The organism is Kitasatospora sp. NPDC051914, from assembly GCF_040680995.1.
Taxonomy (GTDB): Bacteria; Actinomycetota; Actinomycetes; order Streptomycetales; family Streptomycetaceae; genus Kitasatospora.
In genome coordinates this window covers 73,775-90,391 of record NZ_JBFAXX010000036.1, presented here as the reverse complement: position 1 = coordinate 90,391, position 16,617 = coordinate 73,775, and the positions used below count along the sequence as shown (strand labels likewise).

The window sequence follows — 16,617 nt, the reverse complement described above, 5'->3', positions numbered from 1 at the left end:
AATCGCGTTCAGAGTCAGGGCGGACCGTTTCGAGCGCCGGCCGGGGGAGCAACTCCCCGGCCAGTGGCAGAAGTACAACACCCAGATCGCGTTCGCTGGTCGGCAGCCCGCCGTGCAGGAGCATCGCTTCGATGCCGTGCTCCTTGAGGGCAGCGGCGAGTTGGTTGACGTGCTCGATCCGGTTGGTGAGCGCCAGGCTGCACCTTCCTCGGCGGTACGCGGTGGCTATGTCGGCGGCGATGAGCTGGTTGCGGGTCCCGTCGGCTGCGAGTTTGCCGTAGATCGCCTGGATGGAGGCTCCGTCGGTCCCGGGCTCGCCGGTCGAGAAGGTGGTTCGGTGCACGATGAGGTGCTTGGCGAAGGTGCTCTGGTCTTCGATCTCGTGGCGGATCGGTCCGCACTGCATGGTGATCAGCGGGTCCATCTGGTCGGCGCGGTAGGGCGTGGCGGACAGCCCGATCCACCGTTCAGCGTCGACCTTGCGGATCGCGGCCTCGTCGCGCAGTCCTCGGGGAAGGGCGAGCCACTCGGGGTCGGTGGCGTCGAAGCAGCAGATCATGCGCGGGGTGTTGAAGGTGGAGCACCGCTGGTTCTGGCGGCGGTAGAACTCCGGGTTGTGGAGGGACGCGGCGTGTTTGAGGGCTGCGACCAGTTGTGGTGGGAGTCCGGTGGTGGTGATGCGGAGCATGGCCCCGGCCTCGGCGTTCACCGTTTTCGGGGCCTTGCCGAGCGCGGTGCGGCGTGGCCGAGGCGGCAGCACCGGAGTGGTCGGAGATGGGCCGGCCTGCACCGGGCCGAGCTTGTCGACCAGCGCCTGGACCTGGTGGGGCGTCAGGCGTTCGGCGCGCGAGAGGTGCGCGAACTGGTCGGGGTAGGGGTGCCACGTGGCGGGATCGCAGAAGACGGTGGTACCGGCTCCGCGGGAGGCGCCATGCAGGGGCAGGGCGATCAGGTTGCCGAACCGGGCGCCGCCCTTGGAGTGGATCGGCAGAAAGTCCTGCGCGGGGGAGAACCGGTCGTAGCTGGCCAGCGACATACCCTTGCGAGTGTCGATCGCGCGCCGCAGCAGGGCGGTGCCCAGCGCGCGGGCGAGCGTGGCGGGCACTGGCGCGGTGAAGAAGATCCACACGTGCGCGCCGCTTCCGGAGCGGGAGATCTCCGCGAGCGCCGGAACTCCCACCTCCTTGCAGGCCGCGATGTACGCGGCGGCGTCGCCGCGCCAGTCCTTGTCGTCGAAGTCGCATGCGAGCAGCCGGGTCGTGTCGTCCGGGAGCATCGGGTACAGGCCGACGTGGAGTTGGCGCTGCCCTGACTCGGGGCGGCTGAGGTGCCGGAAGACGACCTGGTCGGTGAGCGGGAAGAAGACGCGCTCGGAGTCCGGCTTGTTCCTCTCCCAGGGTTCTCCTCGGCCGGGCTCCAGCCGGTCCGGCCGCTCTTCGAGCTGACCCACCGGGTCGCATACACGTCCGTACGGCCGGCGAACAGGGCACGGAACAGGGCGACCTTGGCCTGCGGGCTGGAGGTGGTGTCCGTATACGGCAGGCCAGGATCGCCCGGTGCTGCCTGGAGCGCGGACGCTTCGGTGTCCGTGAGTGGCTCTACCTCGTCGCACGCGGCGGCGGGGGGCGCCATGCCGAGCCGCTCACGAAGCCTCTCGTTCTCCGCACGCAGTTCCGCGATCTCCTGGAGCGCGATATCGAGTTTGATGTGCAACTCGGCGGGGTCGTGCCACCCGGACCACTCATCCACCGCTCCACGATCCGAGAACACTCGGCGTGCAGGCAATTCAGGACCGTTCCTTCAGCGACGTGGGCGCTCATTGGCCGCATCCGCCGAGCAGAGAGGGGCCCGCGTGCTGCCGCACGGTCGATCGGGTGCGCGTCCGGGACGGGCATATTCCCCGCATCGGAGCGGTCAGCGGTGGCCGCGCGTCTCCGTCTGCTTGGGGTGGCCGCTGCCGGCTCGAGTGATCCACAAGGTACGTTGCTCGTCGTCGACGGCGTACCAGATGCGGCCGCCAGCGGTCACCTCGTACTGCCACTGCTCCAGTGACGCGCCGGCGACCTTGACGGTGCCGAGCGCGCCCTTGAGAGGGTGCTGCCGCTGGTCGATATGGCGTGGTTCGCTCGTGATGGCGACCCAGGCGCGATCGAGGTTCTCCGGGACCTGCTTCAGCAGCTGCTGCCAACCGGCATACGCCTGGCGGTCGGCGGCGCGTACGCTCCACGGATTCGGCCGTGGAAGGTCCTCCCCGCGGCCGGTCACTCGGCGTCCTCCGGCCGTGGGCGGTCCAGCTCGGGCCCGTCACCGGGGAAGGGGCCCTGCAGTTCGCGGGCCAGTTGGGGATCGGACCACACCTCGGCGGTGGCGCGCCAAGAGGCGAGGTTGCGGGCGAACGGCAGCAGGAGACCGGTGTCGGCCCCGGCGACCAGGTCGGCGAGCAGCTCCCGTACACAGGTGGCGCGCTCGCTCTCGGGGAGCCAGTGCAGCCAGGGAAGCTCCTCGGCGAGCACCTCCTCAGCCAGGTCCAGCTTGCGGCGGGCCAGGATCGCAAGGGAGCGCGCCGCAATGCGCATGCCCGACGCCGTTGCCTCGAAGCGCTCGGCTCGCATCAGGACGAGGTTCTCCTCGTCGCGGCGTTCCAATATCACGTCGGCGTCGTCGAGGGAGGGCAGCACCTGGGAGGGGCCGCGCAGGAAGGCGCTGTAGGGAAAAGTCTGGACAGCCATGGGGCGAGTGTATCTGAACTACTTCAGATTGTTCCTGTGAAACCGGGCAACCGAGGACGCCGGAGACCTCGGTCCGCTTGAATGAGCCCCGTGACAAGCAGCACCGCATTCACCAAGGCCGACCTGCGGGCGCTGGCCGGGCCGCGATCCTTCGAGCGCGGCCTGGGCTACCAGGATGCGGTCGAAGGACTCGAGGTGTCGGCCGGCCGGTTCACGGCCACCGTCTACGGCAGCGACGCCTATGAGGTCGTCCTGGAGGTGAAGGGCCGGCAGGGGCTTTCGGGCGAGTGCGACTGCCCGTACGGTCTGGACGGCAACTTCTGCAAGCACTGCGTCGCCGTCGGCCTGGTCGTACTGGAGCGGTGGGGGGATCTGCCCCGGCTGCGTGCCGCCTCCGAGGCCCGAGCGGAGAGTCTGGAGTCCTGGCTTCAGTCGCGTTCCCGGGAGGATCTGCAGGCCCTGGTGCGTGAACTGCTCGACGGGGACCGGGACCTGCGCCGCCGTCTGGAGCTGCGCGCCGCGACGGCCTCGGCCGATCCGGCCCGGATGCGGGAGCGGATCGCAGACCTGCTGGCCACGGGCCACTTCAGCCGGTACGGCTACATCGAGTACGCCGATGTCCAGGCCTACGCGGACCAGGCCGGAGAAGCGGTGGCCGCGATCAGCGCCCTGACCGAGAACGGCCAGGCAGCGCAGGCGGCCATGCTCGCCCGGGAGGCGATCCGCCTGCTCGGGCGGGCGTACGACGACATGGACGACTCCGACGGGGCCGTCGGCGGCGTCGCCGACGATCTCGGCGAGGCACACCTTCAGGCATGCCTGGCAGCCCAGCCCGATCCCATGGAGACCGCCGACTGGCTGGTACAGCACCTGCTGGGCGATCAGAGCCATCTGCCGGAGATCGAGCTGGACGACTACCGTGAAATCCTCGGAGAGACAGGGCTCGCGCGGGTCCGACAGCTCGCGCAGAGCGCGTGGCAGCGCAATCCGTCCGGCTGGTCCGAGAAGCACCTGATGGAGCACCTGATCAAGGCCGAGGGCGACCTCGACGCGCTGATCGCCATGCGCGCAGCCGACCTGGCCCCCTCGGGCTGGACCCACCTGCTGATCGCGCAGGAACTCGACGCGGCAGGCCGCGCGAACGAGGCCCTGCAGTGGGCCGAGCGAGGCCACCGGGACACCGCCGGGCAGCCGCATGTCGACGACCGGCTCCTGGACTACCTCACCAGCCGCTATGCCTCGGCAGGACACTTGGCCGAAGCGACGGCGGTACGCCGCGAACGGTTCCGGGCCTCACGTTCGCTGGACGCCTACCGGAAGCTGCGGGAGGCAGCCCGCGCAGAGGGTGTCTGGGATGGCGACCGCGCCGCCGCGCTGCAACTGCTGCACGCCGACAGGCGCTCGGGCGGCGGCTGGTACGGCAACGGCGGTCCGGTGCTGATCGACGCCCTGATCGACGATGGAGACCTGGACGCCGCGTGGGAGGCCGCCCCCGGCTGCGCCGGCACCCGGCAGTGGCTGACGCTGGCAGACCGAATCCGGGAATCCCGCCCGGCCGACGCGCTGGGGGTGTACCTGCGAGCCATCGAGCCGCTCAAGCAGATCACAGGGGACAGCAACTATCAGGAGATCGCGAGACTGCTGCTGAACGCCCGGGCCTGCCATCGTGTACTGGGCACGGAGCCGGACTTCGCCGACTACGTTGTGGCCCTGCGCGCCGACCAGAAGCGCAAGCGCAACCTCCTGAAGATCCTCGACCAACACGGCCTGTAGTGGTTCGCGACCAGCCGAGCCGGTAGCCGAAGCCGAACAGTGGTGGCTGGTTGGCTGAAGGCGCCGGCTCGAACTGGTCACTGTCAATAAGGCGCTCAGGGCCTGGAGCGCCCGAGGGCGCTGACATCTCGGTGTTGGCGCCGTTGGCGGCAGGTTCAGGTCGGCATGGGCGGGATGAACCCCACCGAAGGGGGTACTACAAACGCCGAGGTCAGAGGCCTGGCCGTGTGGCAGGACTCGCGGCTGTTGCTACTGGCCAGGGCCGAGCGGGCGCTCATATAGCCAAAAACCGCCGGTCAGGAAGTTGACCGGCGGTTCGTTGGGTTTGTGTCCGAGGGGGGACTTGAACCCCCACGCCCGATAAAGGGCACTAGCACCTCAAGCTAGCGCGTCTGCCATTCCGCCACCCGGACGGGGTGTGTTGCCTCAGGGTTTCCGTTTCCTTCGCCCCCTGGCGACAGAGAGAACATTACCAGGCCGCGGGACTGCTTCTCACCTGCGTTTCTTCCGCCGGGCGCCGGCCAGGAGGAACGATTCATCGTCAAGAAGTGCAAAAAGGGTCAAATCGGGCGGCAGCAGGCCTCGCGGAGGAAGGGAGTGCTCCCCCGTGCGCCGGCGGCGACGGAGCGTGCGGGGGCTGTGGAGCGCGCGGGGCGCACGCAGCGCCCCGCAGGGGCCGTGGTGGGCGCGGTGGTCGTGGAGAGTCGGCCCGAGGGGCGTGCTGATCTGGGGAAACCTCCGACAGCGTGACCGTTCCGCTGGTACAACGAATCGTGACCGGGCCGATGTGGTCCGATCACGTTCGCATGTGGTCTGAACAGGTCACCCGCCGTCAGTTTCCAGTCCCTTGACCAGCGGCCGACGGGTGCTCTCCTAGCCTCTGTGGACCAAGGGAGCCTTGAGCGGAACGCCCGATTCCCGAGAAGCCGCCGGCCGGCGCCACCCGCGCGGGTCTGCGGCCGAGCCTCCCGTCACGATGCAAAGGGTGGCTTGACGTGGAACAGATGAGCGGGGCGGCCGAACGCACGTCGACGGACGCCGGCACCGGGGACCCGTCCGGGGCGAGACAGCCGGGCGCAGGCCCGGAACCCGGCGTGTGGCGGTTCGGCGCGGAGGCGCAGGAGGCCGCCGTTCCGCAGACCCGCCATGCGGTGCGCGACCGCCTCCTCGCCCAGGGCATGGGCGGCGAGCGCTACCAGGAGCTGATCGACGACCTGCTGCTGATCGTCTCGGAGCTGGTCAGCAATGCGGTGAACCACGCAGCCGTGGTCTCGCCCCGCCTCACCACCGAGCTGGCGATCGGCGAGGGCTGGGTCCGGATCGCGGTGGAGGACCTGCACCCGTACCGGCCGAAGGCCCTGGAGAGCGACCTGGGCAATCTCGGCGGCCGGGGCCTGCTGCTGGTCAAGAGCGTCACCCTGCAGGCCGGCGGCACCTGCGACGTGGAGCGCACCGAGGGCGGCGGCAAGGTGATCTGGGCGTCGCTCCCGCTGCCGGCCCCGCGCACGGCGGAGCCGGACAGCCATCCCTGGGAGCGGTGAAGGCCCGCGACAAGCGCGAGGCCCGCGACGAACGCGGAGAACGCGGAGAACGCGGAGAGCCAGCGAGAACCGCGGAAGCAGGAGCGCGCTACCAGCCGCGTCCGGTGATCTCCCGGATGCCGGGCAGCGCCGCCTCGAAGACCGTGCGGAACCAGGCGGAGAACGGCTTCTCGTTCTCCAGCTCCTTCAGCTCCTCCGCGGTGACGAAGCGGGTGTCGGCGATCTCGTCCGGGTCGGGGACGAGGTCGGCGGTGACCAGGCCGACGAAGAGGTGGTTCCACTCGCGCTCGATCAGCCCGGAGGCCTCGTCGGGCAGGTCGTAGCGGACGGTGCCGGCCTCGCAGAGCAGTGCGGGCGCGATCCCGAGCTCCTCGGCCGTACGGCGGGCGGCGGCCACGAAGGGCTGCTCGCCGGGGTACGGGTGGCCGCAGCAGGTGTTGGACCAGACGCCGGGGGAGTGGTACTTGCCGAGGGCGCGGCGCTGGAGGAGGAGGCGCCCCTTCTGGTCGAACAGGAACACCGAGAACGCCCGGTGCAGCCGGCCCGGCTGCTGGTGGGCGGAGAGCTTCTCGGCGGTGCCGATGGTGAACCCGTCGTCGTCGACGAGCTCCAGCAGGATCTCGGTCGCACCGGCCCCCGTCCCGGCAGTGCCGGTCGCACCTGTGTCGATCCCCTGGAGGATGTGCGTCCGGCCGGTCGACGAGATGTCGGACATGTGGTCCCCTTCGCATGTGGCGTCGGGGCCCAAGTCTGCCCCATGCTGCAGAGTCCCGCGGTCGCGACGCACGTGTGCCCGGGGAAGGGGCGAATGGCCGGGTGATGTGTTCGGGCCCTGACCGAATCCGTTGCGGGCCCTTCACTTTGTGTCCGTTCGAGAGTCGGACATGCGCCCGATATCCGCCGGTCCGCGGCTTGAATGCGAGGCGCGCCGTCCGGAATGATGATCTGCACGGTGCGGCGGCCCGCGACGGCCGCCGGCGGCGGATTCGAGCTGCCGCATGCCCGCCGAGCGCCCGACCCATGGTGTCCCATACGGCAGAGGACGCCCGTTTCGGGGGTAAACGGGCCGTCCGGTAGCCTCAACCGGTGCGCCGGGCCCGAAGGGCGGCGTACCCCCCACCCCCCGTCCCACCGATCGACGCTGTCGCCGCAGCGTGCACACCGTCGACCGTACGTACCGCCAGGGAGTGAGTCCCGCTGTCCACTGTGATCGTGACCGGCTCCGAGCCGTCGGCCGCCCGGGGAGCCGGCGACTCGCTTCCGATCGGCACCGGCCCGGCCGGCGGACTCGGGACGGGCGCAACCGCCACCGTGACCGCGGTGCCGATCCCCGCCCAGGCCGACCGCACCGCCGCCCGCCCCGCCGACCGTCCCGCGGCCGCCCGCCCGGGATCCGGCACCCCGACCGGTGCCACCGCCCCCGGCGCGCTCGCCGCAGACCTCGCCGCGATCGGCTTCGGCCGCGTCCTGCACGCCAGGGACGCCGCCGAGCTCGCCGATCTGCTGGCCGCCGCCGACCCCGCCGAGCGGATCGCCGTCATAGACGCCGGCTTCGTCGGCCACCGGCACGCGCTGCGCCTGGCCCTCACCGACCCGCGCTACCCGGCCGGCGCCGTCCCCGGCGCCGTCGCCGTGAACGGCGCGGCCGCCCGCGAGGCGCTGATCTCCGCCGCCCGGGGCCTCACCGGCGCCGAGCCGAGCCTGCCCGACGCCCTGGCCGGCGCCGTCCAGCGCGGCGGCATCGCCGTCCAGCGCCCCGAGCTCGGCACCCTGGTCGCCACCGTCCCCGCCGACGCCGACGAGCTGGCCGCGGCTCGCGCCGCCGTCGCGCAGGTGGACGAGGAGGCCGTCCGGCTGCGCCGTGCGGTGAAGGCCCGCGACGGCTTCTTCACCACCTTCTGCGTCAGCCCGTACTCGCGCTACATCGCACGCTGGTGCGCCCGCCGCGGCCTCACCCCCAACCAGGTCACCACGGCCTCGCTGGTCACCGCGCTCGCCGCGGCCGCCAGCGCCGCCACCGCGACCCGGCCGGGCTTCGTCGCCGCCGGCCTGCTGCTGATCTTCTCCTTCGTGCTGGACTGCACCGACGGACAGCTCGCCCGCTACTCCCTGCAGTACTCCACGGTCGGCGCCTGGCTGGACGCCACCTTCGACCGCGCCAAGGAGTACTCCTTCTACGCGGGCCTGGCGATCGCGGCGGCCCGCACCGGCGACCACGTGTGGGCGCTCGCGCTCGCCGCGATGGTGCTGATGACCTTCCGGCACAGCGTCGACTTCGCCTTCATGGCCGCCGACCAGGAGACCGCCCGCAACCCCGCCACCGCCGGCAGCAAGGTGCAGGGGACGAACTCCAGCCCCACCGCGCAGCTCTCCAACCGGCTCGACCGGGTCGGCTGGACGGTCTGGGCCCGCCGCATCATCGTGCTGCCGATCGGCGAGCGCTGGGCCCTGATAGCCCTGCTCACCGCGTTCACCACCCCCCGCACCACGCTCACCGTGCTGCTCGTCGGCTGCGCCCTGGCCTGCTGCTACACCACCGCCGGCCGGGTGCTGCGCTCGGTCAACCGGCGCCGCCCGCGCACCGACCAGGCCGCCCGTGAGGTCGCGGTCCTGGCGGACGGCGGACCGCTCGCCGAGCTGCTCGCCCCGGTGCTGCGCCCGGTCGCCCGCCGGCTGCCCGGCCTCGCCGTCCCGCTGCTCGCGGCGGTCGCCTCGGCCGGCCTGCCCGCCGCCGTGTACCTGCTCGGCGGTACCTGGGCCTCGGTCGGCGCCGCCGCCGGGTACGTGCTGCTGAGCTCGCTCGTGCTGGCCCGGAAGCTGACCGGCCCCCTGGACTGGCTGGCCCCCGCGTTCTTCCGCGCCGGCGAGTACCTGACCGTCCTCGCCCTGGCCCTGCGCCTGGACACCGCCTCGCTCCCGGCCGCGTTCGGGCTGGTTGCGGCCGTCGCCTACCATCACTACGACACGGTGTACCGCCTCCGCGGCGGCACCGGCGCGCCGGCCCGCTGGCTGGTTCGCGCGACCGGCGGCCAGGAGGGACGGGCCCTGCTCGTCACCCTCTTCGCCGCACTCGTGTACGGCGGCGCCCCCAGCGGGGCCGTCGGCCACGAGGGGCCCGGAGCGGCCGCCCTGCAGGGCGGCCTGGTGGCCCTGGCCGCCGTCCTGGCCCTGGTCGTCGTCGCCGAGTCCATCCACTTCTGGGTGTTCGGCGACGCCACGGCAGAACACGACGAATCAGGAGACACCGCATGATCGGCCTCGTCCTGGCCGCCGGCGCAGGCCGCCGGCTCCGCCCGTACACCGACACCCTGCCCAAGGCGCTGGTGCCGGTCGACGGGGACCGGACCGTCCTGGACCTCACCCTCGGCAACTTCGCCGAGGTCGGGCTCCGCGAGGCCGCCGTCGTGGTCGGGTACCGCAAGGAGGCCGTGTACGACCGCAAGAACGCGCTGGAGCAGAAGTACGGCGTCAAGCTCACCCTGGTCGAGAACGACAAGGCCGAGGAGTGGAACAACGCCTACTCCCTGTGGTGCGCCCGCGAGCTGTTCGGCGAGGGCCTGCTGCTCGCCAACGGCGACACCGTGCACCCGGCGTCCGTCCAGCGCACCATGCTCGACGGCAACGACCGGATGGCCAAGGAGGGCAACGCCCCCGGCATCCTGCTCGCCCTGGACACCGTGAAGAAGCTCGCCGACGAGGAGATGAAGGTCGTCGTCGACCCCGCCCTCGGCATGCGCCGCATCACCAAGCTGATGGACCCGGCCGAGGCCACCGGCGAGTACATCGGCGTCACGATCATCAACCCGTCGGCGAAGAACGCCCTCGCCGACGCCCTGCAGGCCACCTTCGAGCGCGACCCGCAGCTCTACTACGAGGACGGCTACCAGGAGATGGTGAACCGCGGCCTGCGCATCGACGTGCAGCCGATCGGCGAGGTCTCCTGGGTCGAGGTCGACAACCACGACGACCTGGCCCGTGCGCGGGAGATCGCGTGCCAGTACTGACCCGGCTGCTGCCCTCGCCGGTCTTCGTGGAGATCCGCGCGGGCGCCCTCGACGCGCTCGGCGGCATCCTCGCCGACCAGCGGCTGTCCGCCTCCGGGCGGATAGCGGTGGCGATCAGCAACGGCTCCGGCGCGGTGCTCCGGGAGCGGCTCGAACCGCTGCTCCCGGGCGCCGTCTGGTTCCAGGTCGCCGACGGCACGCTGGACGCCGCCGTGCGCCTGGCCGACGAGATGCGCAGCGGACACTTCGACGCACTGGTCGGCCTCGGCGGCGGCAAGATCATCGACGCGGCGAAGTACGCCGCCGCACGGGTCGGCCTGCCCATCGTGGCGGTCGCCACCAACCTCGCCCACGACGGCATCTGCTCGCCGGTCTCGACCCTCGACAACGACGCCGGGCGCGGCTCCTACGGCGTGCCCAGTCCGATCGGGATCGTGGTCGACCTCGACGTCATCCGCAAGGCGCCGCAGCGCTTCGTCGCGGCCGGCATAGGCGACGTCATCTCCAACATCTCCGCCTGCGCCGACTGGGAGCTGTCGCAGCGGGTCACCGGCGAGCCGGTCGACGGCCTGGCCGTCGCCATGGCCCGCTCGGCCGGCGAGAACCTGCTCCGCCACCCCGGCGCCCTGGAGGACGAGGACCTCCTGCTGGCCCTCGCGGAAGCCCTGGTACTGTCCGGCATCGCGATGAACATCGCGGGCAGCACCCGGCCCTCCTCGGGCGCCTGCCACGAGATCTCGCACGCCCTGGACGTGCTGTACCCCAAGCGGTCCGCCCAGCACGGCGAGCAGGTCGGCCTCGGCGCCGCCTTCGCGAGCTTCCTGCGGGGCGAGCACGAGCTGACCGGTCTGATCGTGGAGCGCCTGGCGCGCCACGGACTGCCGGTGACCGCCGACGCGATCGGCTTCACCGAGGCGGAGTTCACCGACGCGGTGCACTACGCCCCGAACACCCGCCCGGGCCGCTTCACCATCCTGGAACACCTCGACCTCTCCCCATCCGACATCAGGGACGCGTACGCCGACTATGTCCAAGCAGTCCACTGACATCCCCCCGGTCGCCCCGGTCGACCTGACCCGTCGCCCCTCCATCGAGGAGCTGCGGGCCGTCATCCACCCGGAGGGGATGCTCCAGCGCCGCAGCGCCGAGCACTGGGCCGGCCGGCTCTACATGCGGAAGATCTCGCTGCGGATCACCCGCGTGCTGAGCACCGTCACGGTGATCACGCCCAACGGGCTGACCTACCTGATGATGTTCACCGGCATCCTGGCCGGCGCCGCCCTGGTGATCCCCGGCATCACCGGCGCCGTCCTCGCCGCCCTGCTGATCCAGGTCTACCTGCTGCTCGACTGCGTGGACGGCGAGGTCGCCCGCTGGCGCCGGCAGACCTCGCTCACCGGCGTCTACCTGGACCGCGTCGGCCACTACATGTCCGAGGCCGCGCTGCTCACCGGCCTCGGCCTGCGCGCCGCCGACCTCTTCCACCAGGACGGCACCGCCTCCGCCTGGCAGTGGGCCTTCCTCGGCACGCTGGCCGCGCTCGGCGCCATCCTGATCAAGTCCGAGACGGACCTGGTCGACGTGGCCCGCGCCCGCAGCGGCATGACCGCCGTCGAGGACAGCGCCTCCGTGCCGCGCTCCTCCGGTGTCGCCAAGGCCCGCCGGGCCGCCTCGGTGCTCAAGTTCCACCGCCTGATCGGCGCCGTCGAGGCCTCGCTGTTCATCCTCGCGGCGGGCATCGCCGACCAGGTGGCCGACGGCCTCTTCTACACGCGGCTCGCCGTGGTGGTCCTGGCCGCGATCGCCATGCTGCAGACCGTCCTGCACCTGTTGAGCATCGTCCTGTCGAGCAGGCTGCGATGAGCGACGCCCTGCGGCTGGGCGCCGTCATCATCACCCAGGGCAACCGCCCCGCGGAGCTCAACGCCCTGATCGACTCCGTCCGCGCCCAGGACGGCCCCCCGGTCGAGCTGGCCGTGGTCGGCAACGGCGCCCCGCTGCCCCCGCTGCCGGACGACGTCCGCACCGCCGAGACGCCGGAGAACCTCGGCATCCCCGGCGGCCGCAACGTCGGCATCGAGCTCTTCGGGCCGGACGGCCGCGACGTCGACGTGGTGCTCTTCCTCGACGACGACGGCCTGCTGCCGGGCCGCGACTCCGCGGAGCTGCTGCGCCGGGCCTTCGCCGAGGACCCGGCGCTCGGCATCGTCTCCTTCCGGATCGCCGACCCGGACACCGGTGTGACCCAGCGCCGGCACGTGCCGCGGCTGCGCGCCAGCGACCCGCTGCGCTCCTCCCGGGTGACCACCTTCCTGGGCGGCGCCAGCGCCGTGCGGACGGCGGTCTTCCCGCAGGCCGGCCAGCTGCCCGCCGAGTTCTTCTACGCGCACGAGGAGACCGACCTCGCCTGGCGCGCACAGGACGCCGGCTGGTCCATCGACTACCGCGCCGACGTGGTGCTGCACCACCCCACCACTTCGCCGGCCCGGCACGCCTCGTACTTCCACAACGTGGCCCGCAACCGCGTGTGGCTGGCGCGACGGAACCTTCCGGCCCTGTTGGTGCCTCTCTACCTGGGAACCTGGTTCCTGCTCACGCTGGCCCGCCGCCCGTCCGGCGACGCGCTGAAGGCCTGGCTGGGCGGTTTCCGGGCAGGTTGGCGCGAGGCCTGCGGTCCGCGACGGCCGATGCGATGGCGTACTGTATGGCGATTGACCCGCTTGGGCCGACCGCCAATCATCTGATCGCTGCAGCCGGCAGTGCCCCCCTGTCGGTCGAACTACCTTCCGTGATCAAGGACGAATGTGTCGACATTGAGTGACCCGCTCAGCCTCTCGGCCCCGAGGGGTGCCGACGCGGGCCTGACCCCCCAGCAGCTCGTGGCCAAGTACGGCCTCACGGTGAGCGGCCGGCGGCCCGGTCTGCCCCAGTACGTCAAGCAGCTCTGGGCCCGGCGCCATTTCATCGTGTCCTTCGCGACCGCGAGACTGGTCGCGCAGTACAGCACGGCGAAGCTGGGACAGGTCTGGCAGGTCGTGACCCCGCTGCTCAACTGCGTGGTCTACTTCCTGGTCTTCGGTCTGATCCTGGGCAACAAGTCGATTCCGAACTACGTGCCCTGGCTCTGCATCGGTGTCTTCATCTTCCAGTTCATCCAGAGTGCGGTGCAGAGCGGTACCCGCTCCATCTCCGACAACCTGGGCCTGATCCGGGCGCTGCACTTCCCCCGCGCCTGCCTGCCGATCGCCTTCACCATCATCCAGCTGCAGCAGCTGCTGATCTCGATGGTCGTCCTGGTCGGCATCGTGCTGGCGACCGGCATCATGCCGAGCCTGAGCTGGCTGCTGATCCTGCCGACGCTGGTGCTGCTCTGCATCTTCAACACCGGCGTCGCGCTGGTCATGGCCCGCATCGGCGCCAAGACCAGCGACATGGCGCAGCTGATGCCGTTCATCCTGCGCACCTGGATGTACCTCTCGGGCGTCTTCTACAGCATCGAGGGCAACATCCAGACCTGGCCGAAGTGGATCCAGCTGATCGCGGACGTCAACCCGGCCTCGGTCTACATGGACCTGATCCGGTTCGCGTTCGACCCGAGCCACTTCAACCGTGAGGGTCTGCCGCCGCACGTGTGGATGGTTGCCACCGCGTGGGCTCTCATCGCGGGCCTGTTCGGGTTCGTGTACTTCTGGAAGGCGGAGGAGCAGTACGGCCGTGGCTGACACCGCAACGACCAACGTCAAGGAGGCGGCCCCCGTGGACGCCGACCAGGCTCGCGTGCCCACCGTCGTCGTGGACGACGTGCACATCGTGTACAAGGTCCACGGCGCGGGCTCGGGCAAGGGCAGCGCCACCTCGGCGCTGAGCCGGATCATCTCGCGCAAGCGCTCGCCCGCCATCCGCGAGGTGCACGCCGTGCGCGGCATCAGCTTCACCGCGTACAAGGGCGAGGCGATCGGCCTCATCGGCTCCAACGGCTCCGGCAAGTCGACCATGCTGGCCGCGATCGCCGGCCTGCTGCCGACCGAGCGCGGCGGCATCTACACCAACGGCCAGCCGTCGCTGCTCGGCGTGAACGCCGCGCTGATGAACGACCTGACCGGTGACCGGAACGTCGTGCTGGGCTGCCTGGCGATGGGCATGTCGCCCGCCGAGGTGAAGGCCCGCTACCAGGACATCGTCGACTTCTCGGGCATCAACGAGAAGGGCGACTTCATCACCCTGCCGATGCGCACGTACTCCTCCGGCATGGCGGCCCGCCTGCGGTTCTCCATCGCGGCGGCGAAGACCCACGACGTGCTGCTGATCGACGAGGCGCTGGCCACCGGCGACCAGAAGTTCCAGAAGCGGTCCGAGGCGCGCATCCGCGAGCTCCGCAAGGAGGCCGGCACGGTCTTCCTGGTGAGCCACAACAACAACGCGATCCGCGATACCTGCGAGCGCACCATCTGGATCGAGAAGGGCGAGCTCGTCATGGACGGCCTCACCGACGAGGTCGTGCGGGCGTACGAGAAGCAGAACCACGGCTGATCGCCGCGGGTCGGGGCCGGTGCGGGGGGTGTCCCCGCACCGGCCTCCGTGTTGACCGGACGAGTGCCCGGTACGCGTGTCCGAAGGGGAACGCCGGCCGGGAGCGGTGTAGAACGGGGGAGTGACGGCAGTGGTGGCTTCGGCCAAATCAGACAATCAGACAGACGGCGCCACGTTGCAGAAGGCGGACCTGGAGAACTTCCCGGTCGCACCCTCCTTCCTTCCCGCCGCCTGGCGCACCGACCTGATGGCGGTCTACGGCTTCGCCCGCCTGGTCGACGACGCCGGCGACGGCGACCTCGCCGACCCCGAGCAGGTCGCCGCCCTGCTGGACGTCCCGGTCGTCGCCGACCCCACCGCCTTCCGGCTCGGCCTGCTCGACGGCCTGGAGCGCGACCTCGACCGCGCCTTCGAAGCCACCCTCGGCCGTGGCGGCGAGCCGCCCCGCCACCCGCTGATGAAGGCGCTCGTCCCGCTCGCCGACCGCCACCCGGTCACCCCCGAACCGTTCCGCCGGCTGATCGAGGCCAACCGCGTCGACCAGACCACCACCCGCTACGCCACCTACCGCGACCTGCTCGGCTACTGCACCCTCTCCGCCGACCCGGTCGGCCGGCTGGTGCTCGCCATCGCCGGCGTCGCCACCCCCGAACGGATCGCCCTGTCCGACGCGATCTGCAGCGGCCTGCAGATCGTCGAGCACATCCAGGACGTCGCCGAGGACCTCGGCCGCGGCCGGATCTACCTGCCCGCCGACTCCCGGGAGCGCTTCGGCGTCACCGAGGCCGACCTCGCCGAGCCCACCGCGGGCCCCCGGGTCCGCGAGCTGATCGCCTTCGAGGCCGAGCGCGCCCGCACCCTGCTCGACCGCGGCGCCCCGCTGGTGGGTACGGTTCACGGAAGGCTACGGCTGCTGCTCGCGGGATTCACCGCGGGCGGGTACGCGGCCCTGGCGGCCGTCGAGGACGCCGGGTACGACGTCCTCGCCCAGCAGCCCAAGCCGGACAAGCGCCGCCTCGCACTGCGGGCGGCGGCACTCTTCGCGAAGGGAAGGTGAACGCCCGAGTGGCGGCATCACCACTGGCGTCGGCGCCGGTCATGGCGGCCTACCGGTACTGCGAGGCAGTCACCGCACTGCAGGCCCGCAACTTCAGCTACGGCATCCGGCTGCTCCCGGAGCCCAAGCGACTGGCCATGTCCGCGCTCTACGCCCTGGCCCGCCGGGTGGACGACATCGGCGACGGAGACCTCCCCGCGGAGCGCAAGGCCGAGCAGCTGCGCCGCACCCGCGAGCTGCTGGACGAGATCCGGGCCGGCGCCGTCGGGGAGGACGACACCGACCCGATCAAGGTCGCCCTCGCGGACGCCGCCCGGCGCTTCCCGATCCCGCTCGGCGGCTTCGACGAGCTGATCGACGGCGTGGAGATGGACCTCAAGGGCGTCGAGTACCAGACCTACGAGGACCTCAAGGTCTACTGCCGCTGCGTCGCCGGCGCCATCGGCCGGCTGTCGCTCGGCGTGTACGGCTGCGAGGACCCGGAGCTCGGCGAGCGCTACGCCGACACCCTCGGCCTCGCCCTCCAGCTCACCAACATCCTGCGCGACCTGCGCGAGGACGCCGCCAACGGCCGCACCTACCTGCCCACCGAGGACCTCGTCCGGTTCGGCTGCCAGGAGGGCTTCGCCCTGCCCGAGCCGCCGGTCGGCGCCGACTTCACCGGGCTGATCGCCTTCGAGGCGCAGCGCGCCCAGCAGGCCTTCGAGGAGGGCCTGCGGCTGCTGCCGATGCTGGACCGCCGCAGCCGCGCCTGCACCGCCGCGATGGCCGGCATCTACCACCGCCTGCTGGGCCGGATCGCCGCCGAACCGGAGTCGGTGCTGCGCGGCCGGGTGTCCCTGCCGGGCTGGGAGAAGGCGTACGTGGCGCTGTCCGGGCTCGCCGGAGGGCGTTCTTGAAACTTCCGCCAGTTATGTCACGCTGTGTCAACAGGGAATCACGGGCAAACGCGGTGATGTTGTCCACGAAGCAACGGCGAGACC

14 protein-coding genes, 1 tRNA gene and 1 pseudogene are annotated in these 16,617 nt (G+C 71.3%); 11 read left to right on the top strand and 5 right to left on the bottom strand.

Translation table 11 applies throughout. The features are described from left to right. The 3 genes and pseudogenes from AB0M03_RS23705 to AB0M03_RS23695 form a co-directional block, all read right to left on the bottom strand. Positions 1-1,450 (bottom strand): annotated as a pseudogene (locus AB0M03_RS23705) (hypothetical protein); the annotation flags it as partial. A gap of 464 nt (positions 1,451-1,914) precedes the next feature. Continuing rightward, a complete protein-coding gene (locus AB0M03_RS23700) occupies positions 1,915-2,265 on the bottom strand; it encodes a hypothetical protein (protein WP_363493954.1) in 351 nt (116 codons plus the stop codon). Then, positions 2,262-2,729, bottom strand: a complete 468-nt coding sequence (locus AB0M03_RS23695; protein WP_363493952.1) for a hypothetical protein — start codon at positions 2,727-2,729, stop codon at positions 2,262-2,264. Before AB0M03_RS23695 ends, AB0M03_RS23700 begins: the two co-directional genes overlap by 4 nt. A 90-nt stretch (positions 2,730-2,819) precedes the next feature. On the opposite strand from AB0M03_RS23695, the gene AB0M03_RS23690 reads away from it, so the two are divergent. Next, entirely contained in the window at positions 2,820-4,502 is a 1,683-nt protein-coding gene (locus AB0M03_RS23690) for a hypothetical protein (protein WP_363493950.1), read from the top strand. A gap of 328 nt (positions 4,503-4,830) precedes the next feature. Here the strand turns inward: AB0M03_RS23690 and AB0M03_RS23685 are convergent. Beyond that, a tRNA-Leu gene (locus tag AB0M03_RS23685) sits at positions 4,831-4,915 on the bottom strand. 591 nt (positions 4,916-5,506) lie between these two features. Here AB0M03_RS23685 and AB0M03_RS23680 point away from each other — a divergent pair. Then, positions 5,507-6,043 carry an ATP-binding protein gene (locus AB0M03_RS23680; protein WP_363493981.1) on the top strand — a complete coding sequence of 179 codons (537 nt, stop codon included), beginning with the start codon at positions 5,507-5,509 and terminating at the stop codon, positions 6,041-6,043. Positions 6,044-6,131: 88 nt separating this feature from the next. Here AB0M03_RS23680 and idi read toward each other — a convergent pair whose 3' ends face one another. Next, positions 6,132-6,758 (bottom strand): isopentenyl-diphosphate Delta-isomerase, encoded by a 627-nt coding sequence (gene idi / locus AB0M03_RS23675; protein WP_363493948.1) that lies wholly within the window; start codon positions 6,756-6,758, stop codon positions 6,132-6,134. A 734-nt stretch (positions 6,759-7,492) separates the two neighbouring features. Between idi and AB0M03_RS23670 the strand changes: the two genes are divergently transcribed. From AB0M03_RS23670 to hpnD, 9 genes are all read left to right on the top strand, one after another. Then, positions 7,493-9,295, top strand: coding sequence for a DUF5941 domain-containing protein (locus tag AB0M03_RS23670; RefSeq protein WP_363493980.1), 1,803 nt, complete (start codon positions 7,493-7,495; stop codon positions 9,293-9,295). Then, on the top strand, positions 9,292-10,047 hold the full coding sequence (locus tag AB0M03_RS23665; protein ID WP_363493946.1) for a phosphocholine cytidylyltransferase family protein: 756 nt from the start codon (positions 9,292-9,294) through the stop codon (positions 10,045-10,047). The genes AB0M03_RS23670 and AB0M03_RS23665 overlap by 4 nt, the downstream gene beginning before the upstream one ends. Beyond that, complete coding sequence (locus AB0M03_RS23660) at positions 10,035-11,093, top strand: iron-containing alcohol dehydrogenase family protein (protein WP_363493944.1); 1,059 nt, start codon at positions 10,035-10,037, stop codon at positions 11,091-11,093. The genes AB0M03_RS23665 and AB0M03_RS23660 overlap by 13 nt, the downstream gene beginning before the upstream one ends. A 79-nt stretch (positions 11,094-11,172) precedes the next feature. After that, on the top strand, positions 11,173-11,910 hold the full coding sequence (locus AB0M03_RS23655) for a CDP-alcohol phosphatidyltransferase family protein (protein WP_363493978.1): 738 nt from the start codon (positions 11,173-11,175) through the stop codon (positions 11,908-11,910). Positions 11,911-11,918: 8 nt separating this feature from the next. Then, positions 11,919-12,791: a glycosyltransferase gene (locus tag AB0M03_RS23650; protein WP_363493976.1), complete on the top strand. Its 873-nt coding sequence runs from the start codon at positions 11,919-11,921 to the stop codon at positions 12,789-12,791. A gap of 60 nt (positions 12,792-12,851) precedes the next feature. Then, entirely contained in the window at positions 12,852-13,769 is a 918-nt protein-coding gene (locus AB0M03_RS23645) for an ABC transporter permease (protein ID WP_363493942.1), read from the top strand. Continuing rightward, complete coding sequence (locus AB0M03_RS23640) at positions 13,762-14,577, top strand: ABC transporter ATP-binding protein (protein WP_363493940.1); 816 nt, start codon at positions 13,762-13,764, stop codon at positions 14,575-14,577. Before AB0M03_RS23645 ends, AB0M03_RS23640 begins: the two co-directional genes overlap by 8 nt. 133 nt (positions 14,578-14,710) lie before the next feature. Beyond that, positions 14,711-15,634, top strand: coding sequence for a squalene synthase HpnC (gene hpnC / locus AB0M03_RS23635; RefSeq protein ID WP_363493974.1), 924 nt, complete (start codon positions 14,711-14,713; stop codon positions 15,632-15,634). A 41-nt stretch (positions 15,635-15,675) separates the two neighbouring features. Beyond that, entirely contained in the window at positions 15,676-16,533 is an 858-nt protein-coding gene (gene hpnD, locus AB0M03_RS23630; protein ID WP_363493973.1) for a presqualene diphosphate synthase HpnD, read from the top strand. The last annotated feature ends 84 nt before the right edge of the window (positions 16,534-16,617 follow it).

What these genes read in the sequence shown, in the direction of transcription:
- AB0M03_RS23695 (WP_363493952.1), bottom strand. Translation starts at nt 2,729, where the DNA reads ATGGCTGTCCAGACTTTTCCCTACAGCGCCTTCCTGCGCGGCCCCTCC.
- AB0M03_RS23680 (WP_363493981.1), top strand. Translation starts at nt 5,507, where the DNA reads ATGAGCGGGGCGGCCGAACGCACGTCGACGGACGCCGGCACCGGGGAC.
- idi (WP_363493948.1), bottom strand. Translation starts at nt 6,758, where the DNA reads ATGTCCGACATCTCGTCGACCGGCCGGACGCACATCCTCCAGGGGATC.
- AB0M03_RS23665 (WP_363493946.1), top strand. Translation starts at nt 9,292, where the DNA reads ATGATCGGCCTCGTCCTGGCCGCCGGCGCAGGCCGCCGGCTCCGCCCG.
- AB0M03_RS23655 (WP_363493978.1), top strand. Translation starts at nt 11,173, where the DNA reads ATGCTCCAGCGCCGCAGCGCCGAGCACTGGGCCGGCCGGCTCTACATG.
- hpnD (WP_363493973.1), top strand. Translation starts at nt 15,676, where the DNA reads ATGGCGGCCTACCGGTACTGCGAGGCAGTCACCGCACTGCAGGCCCGC.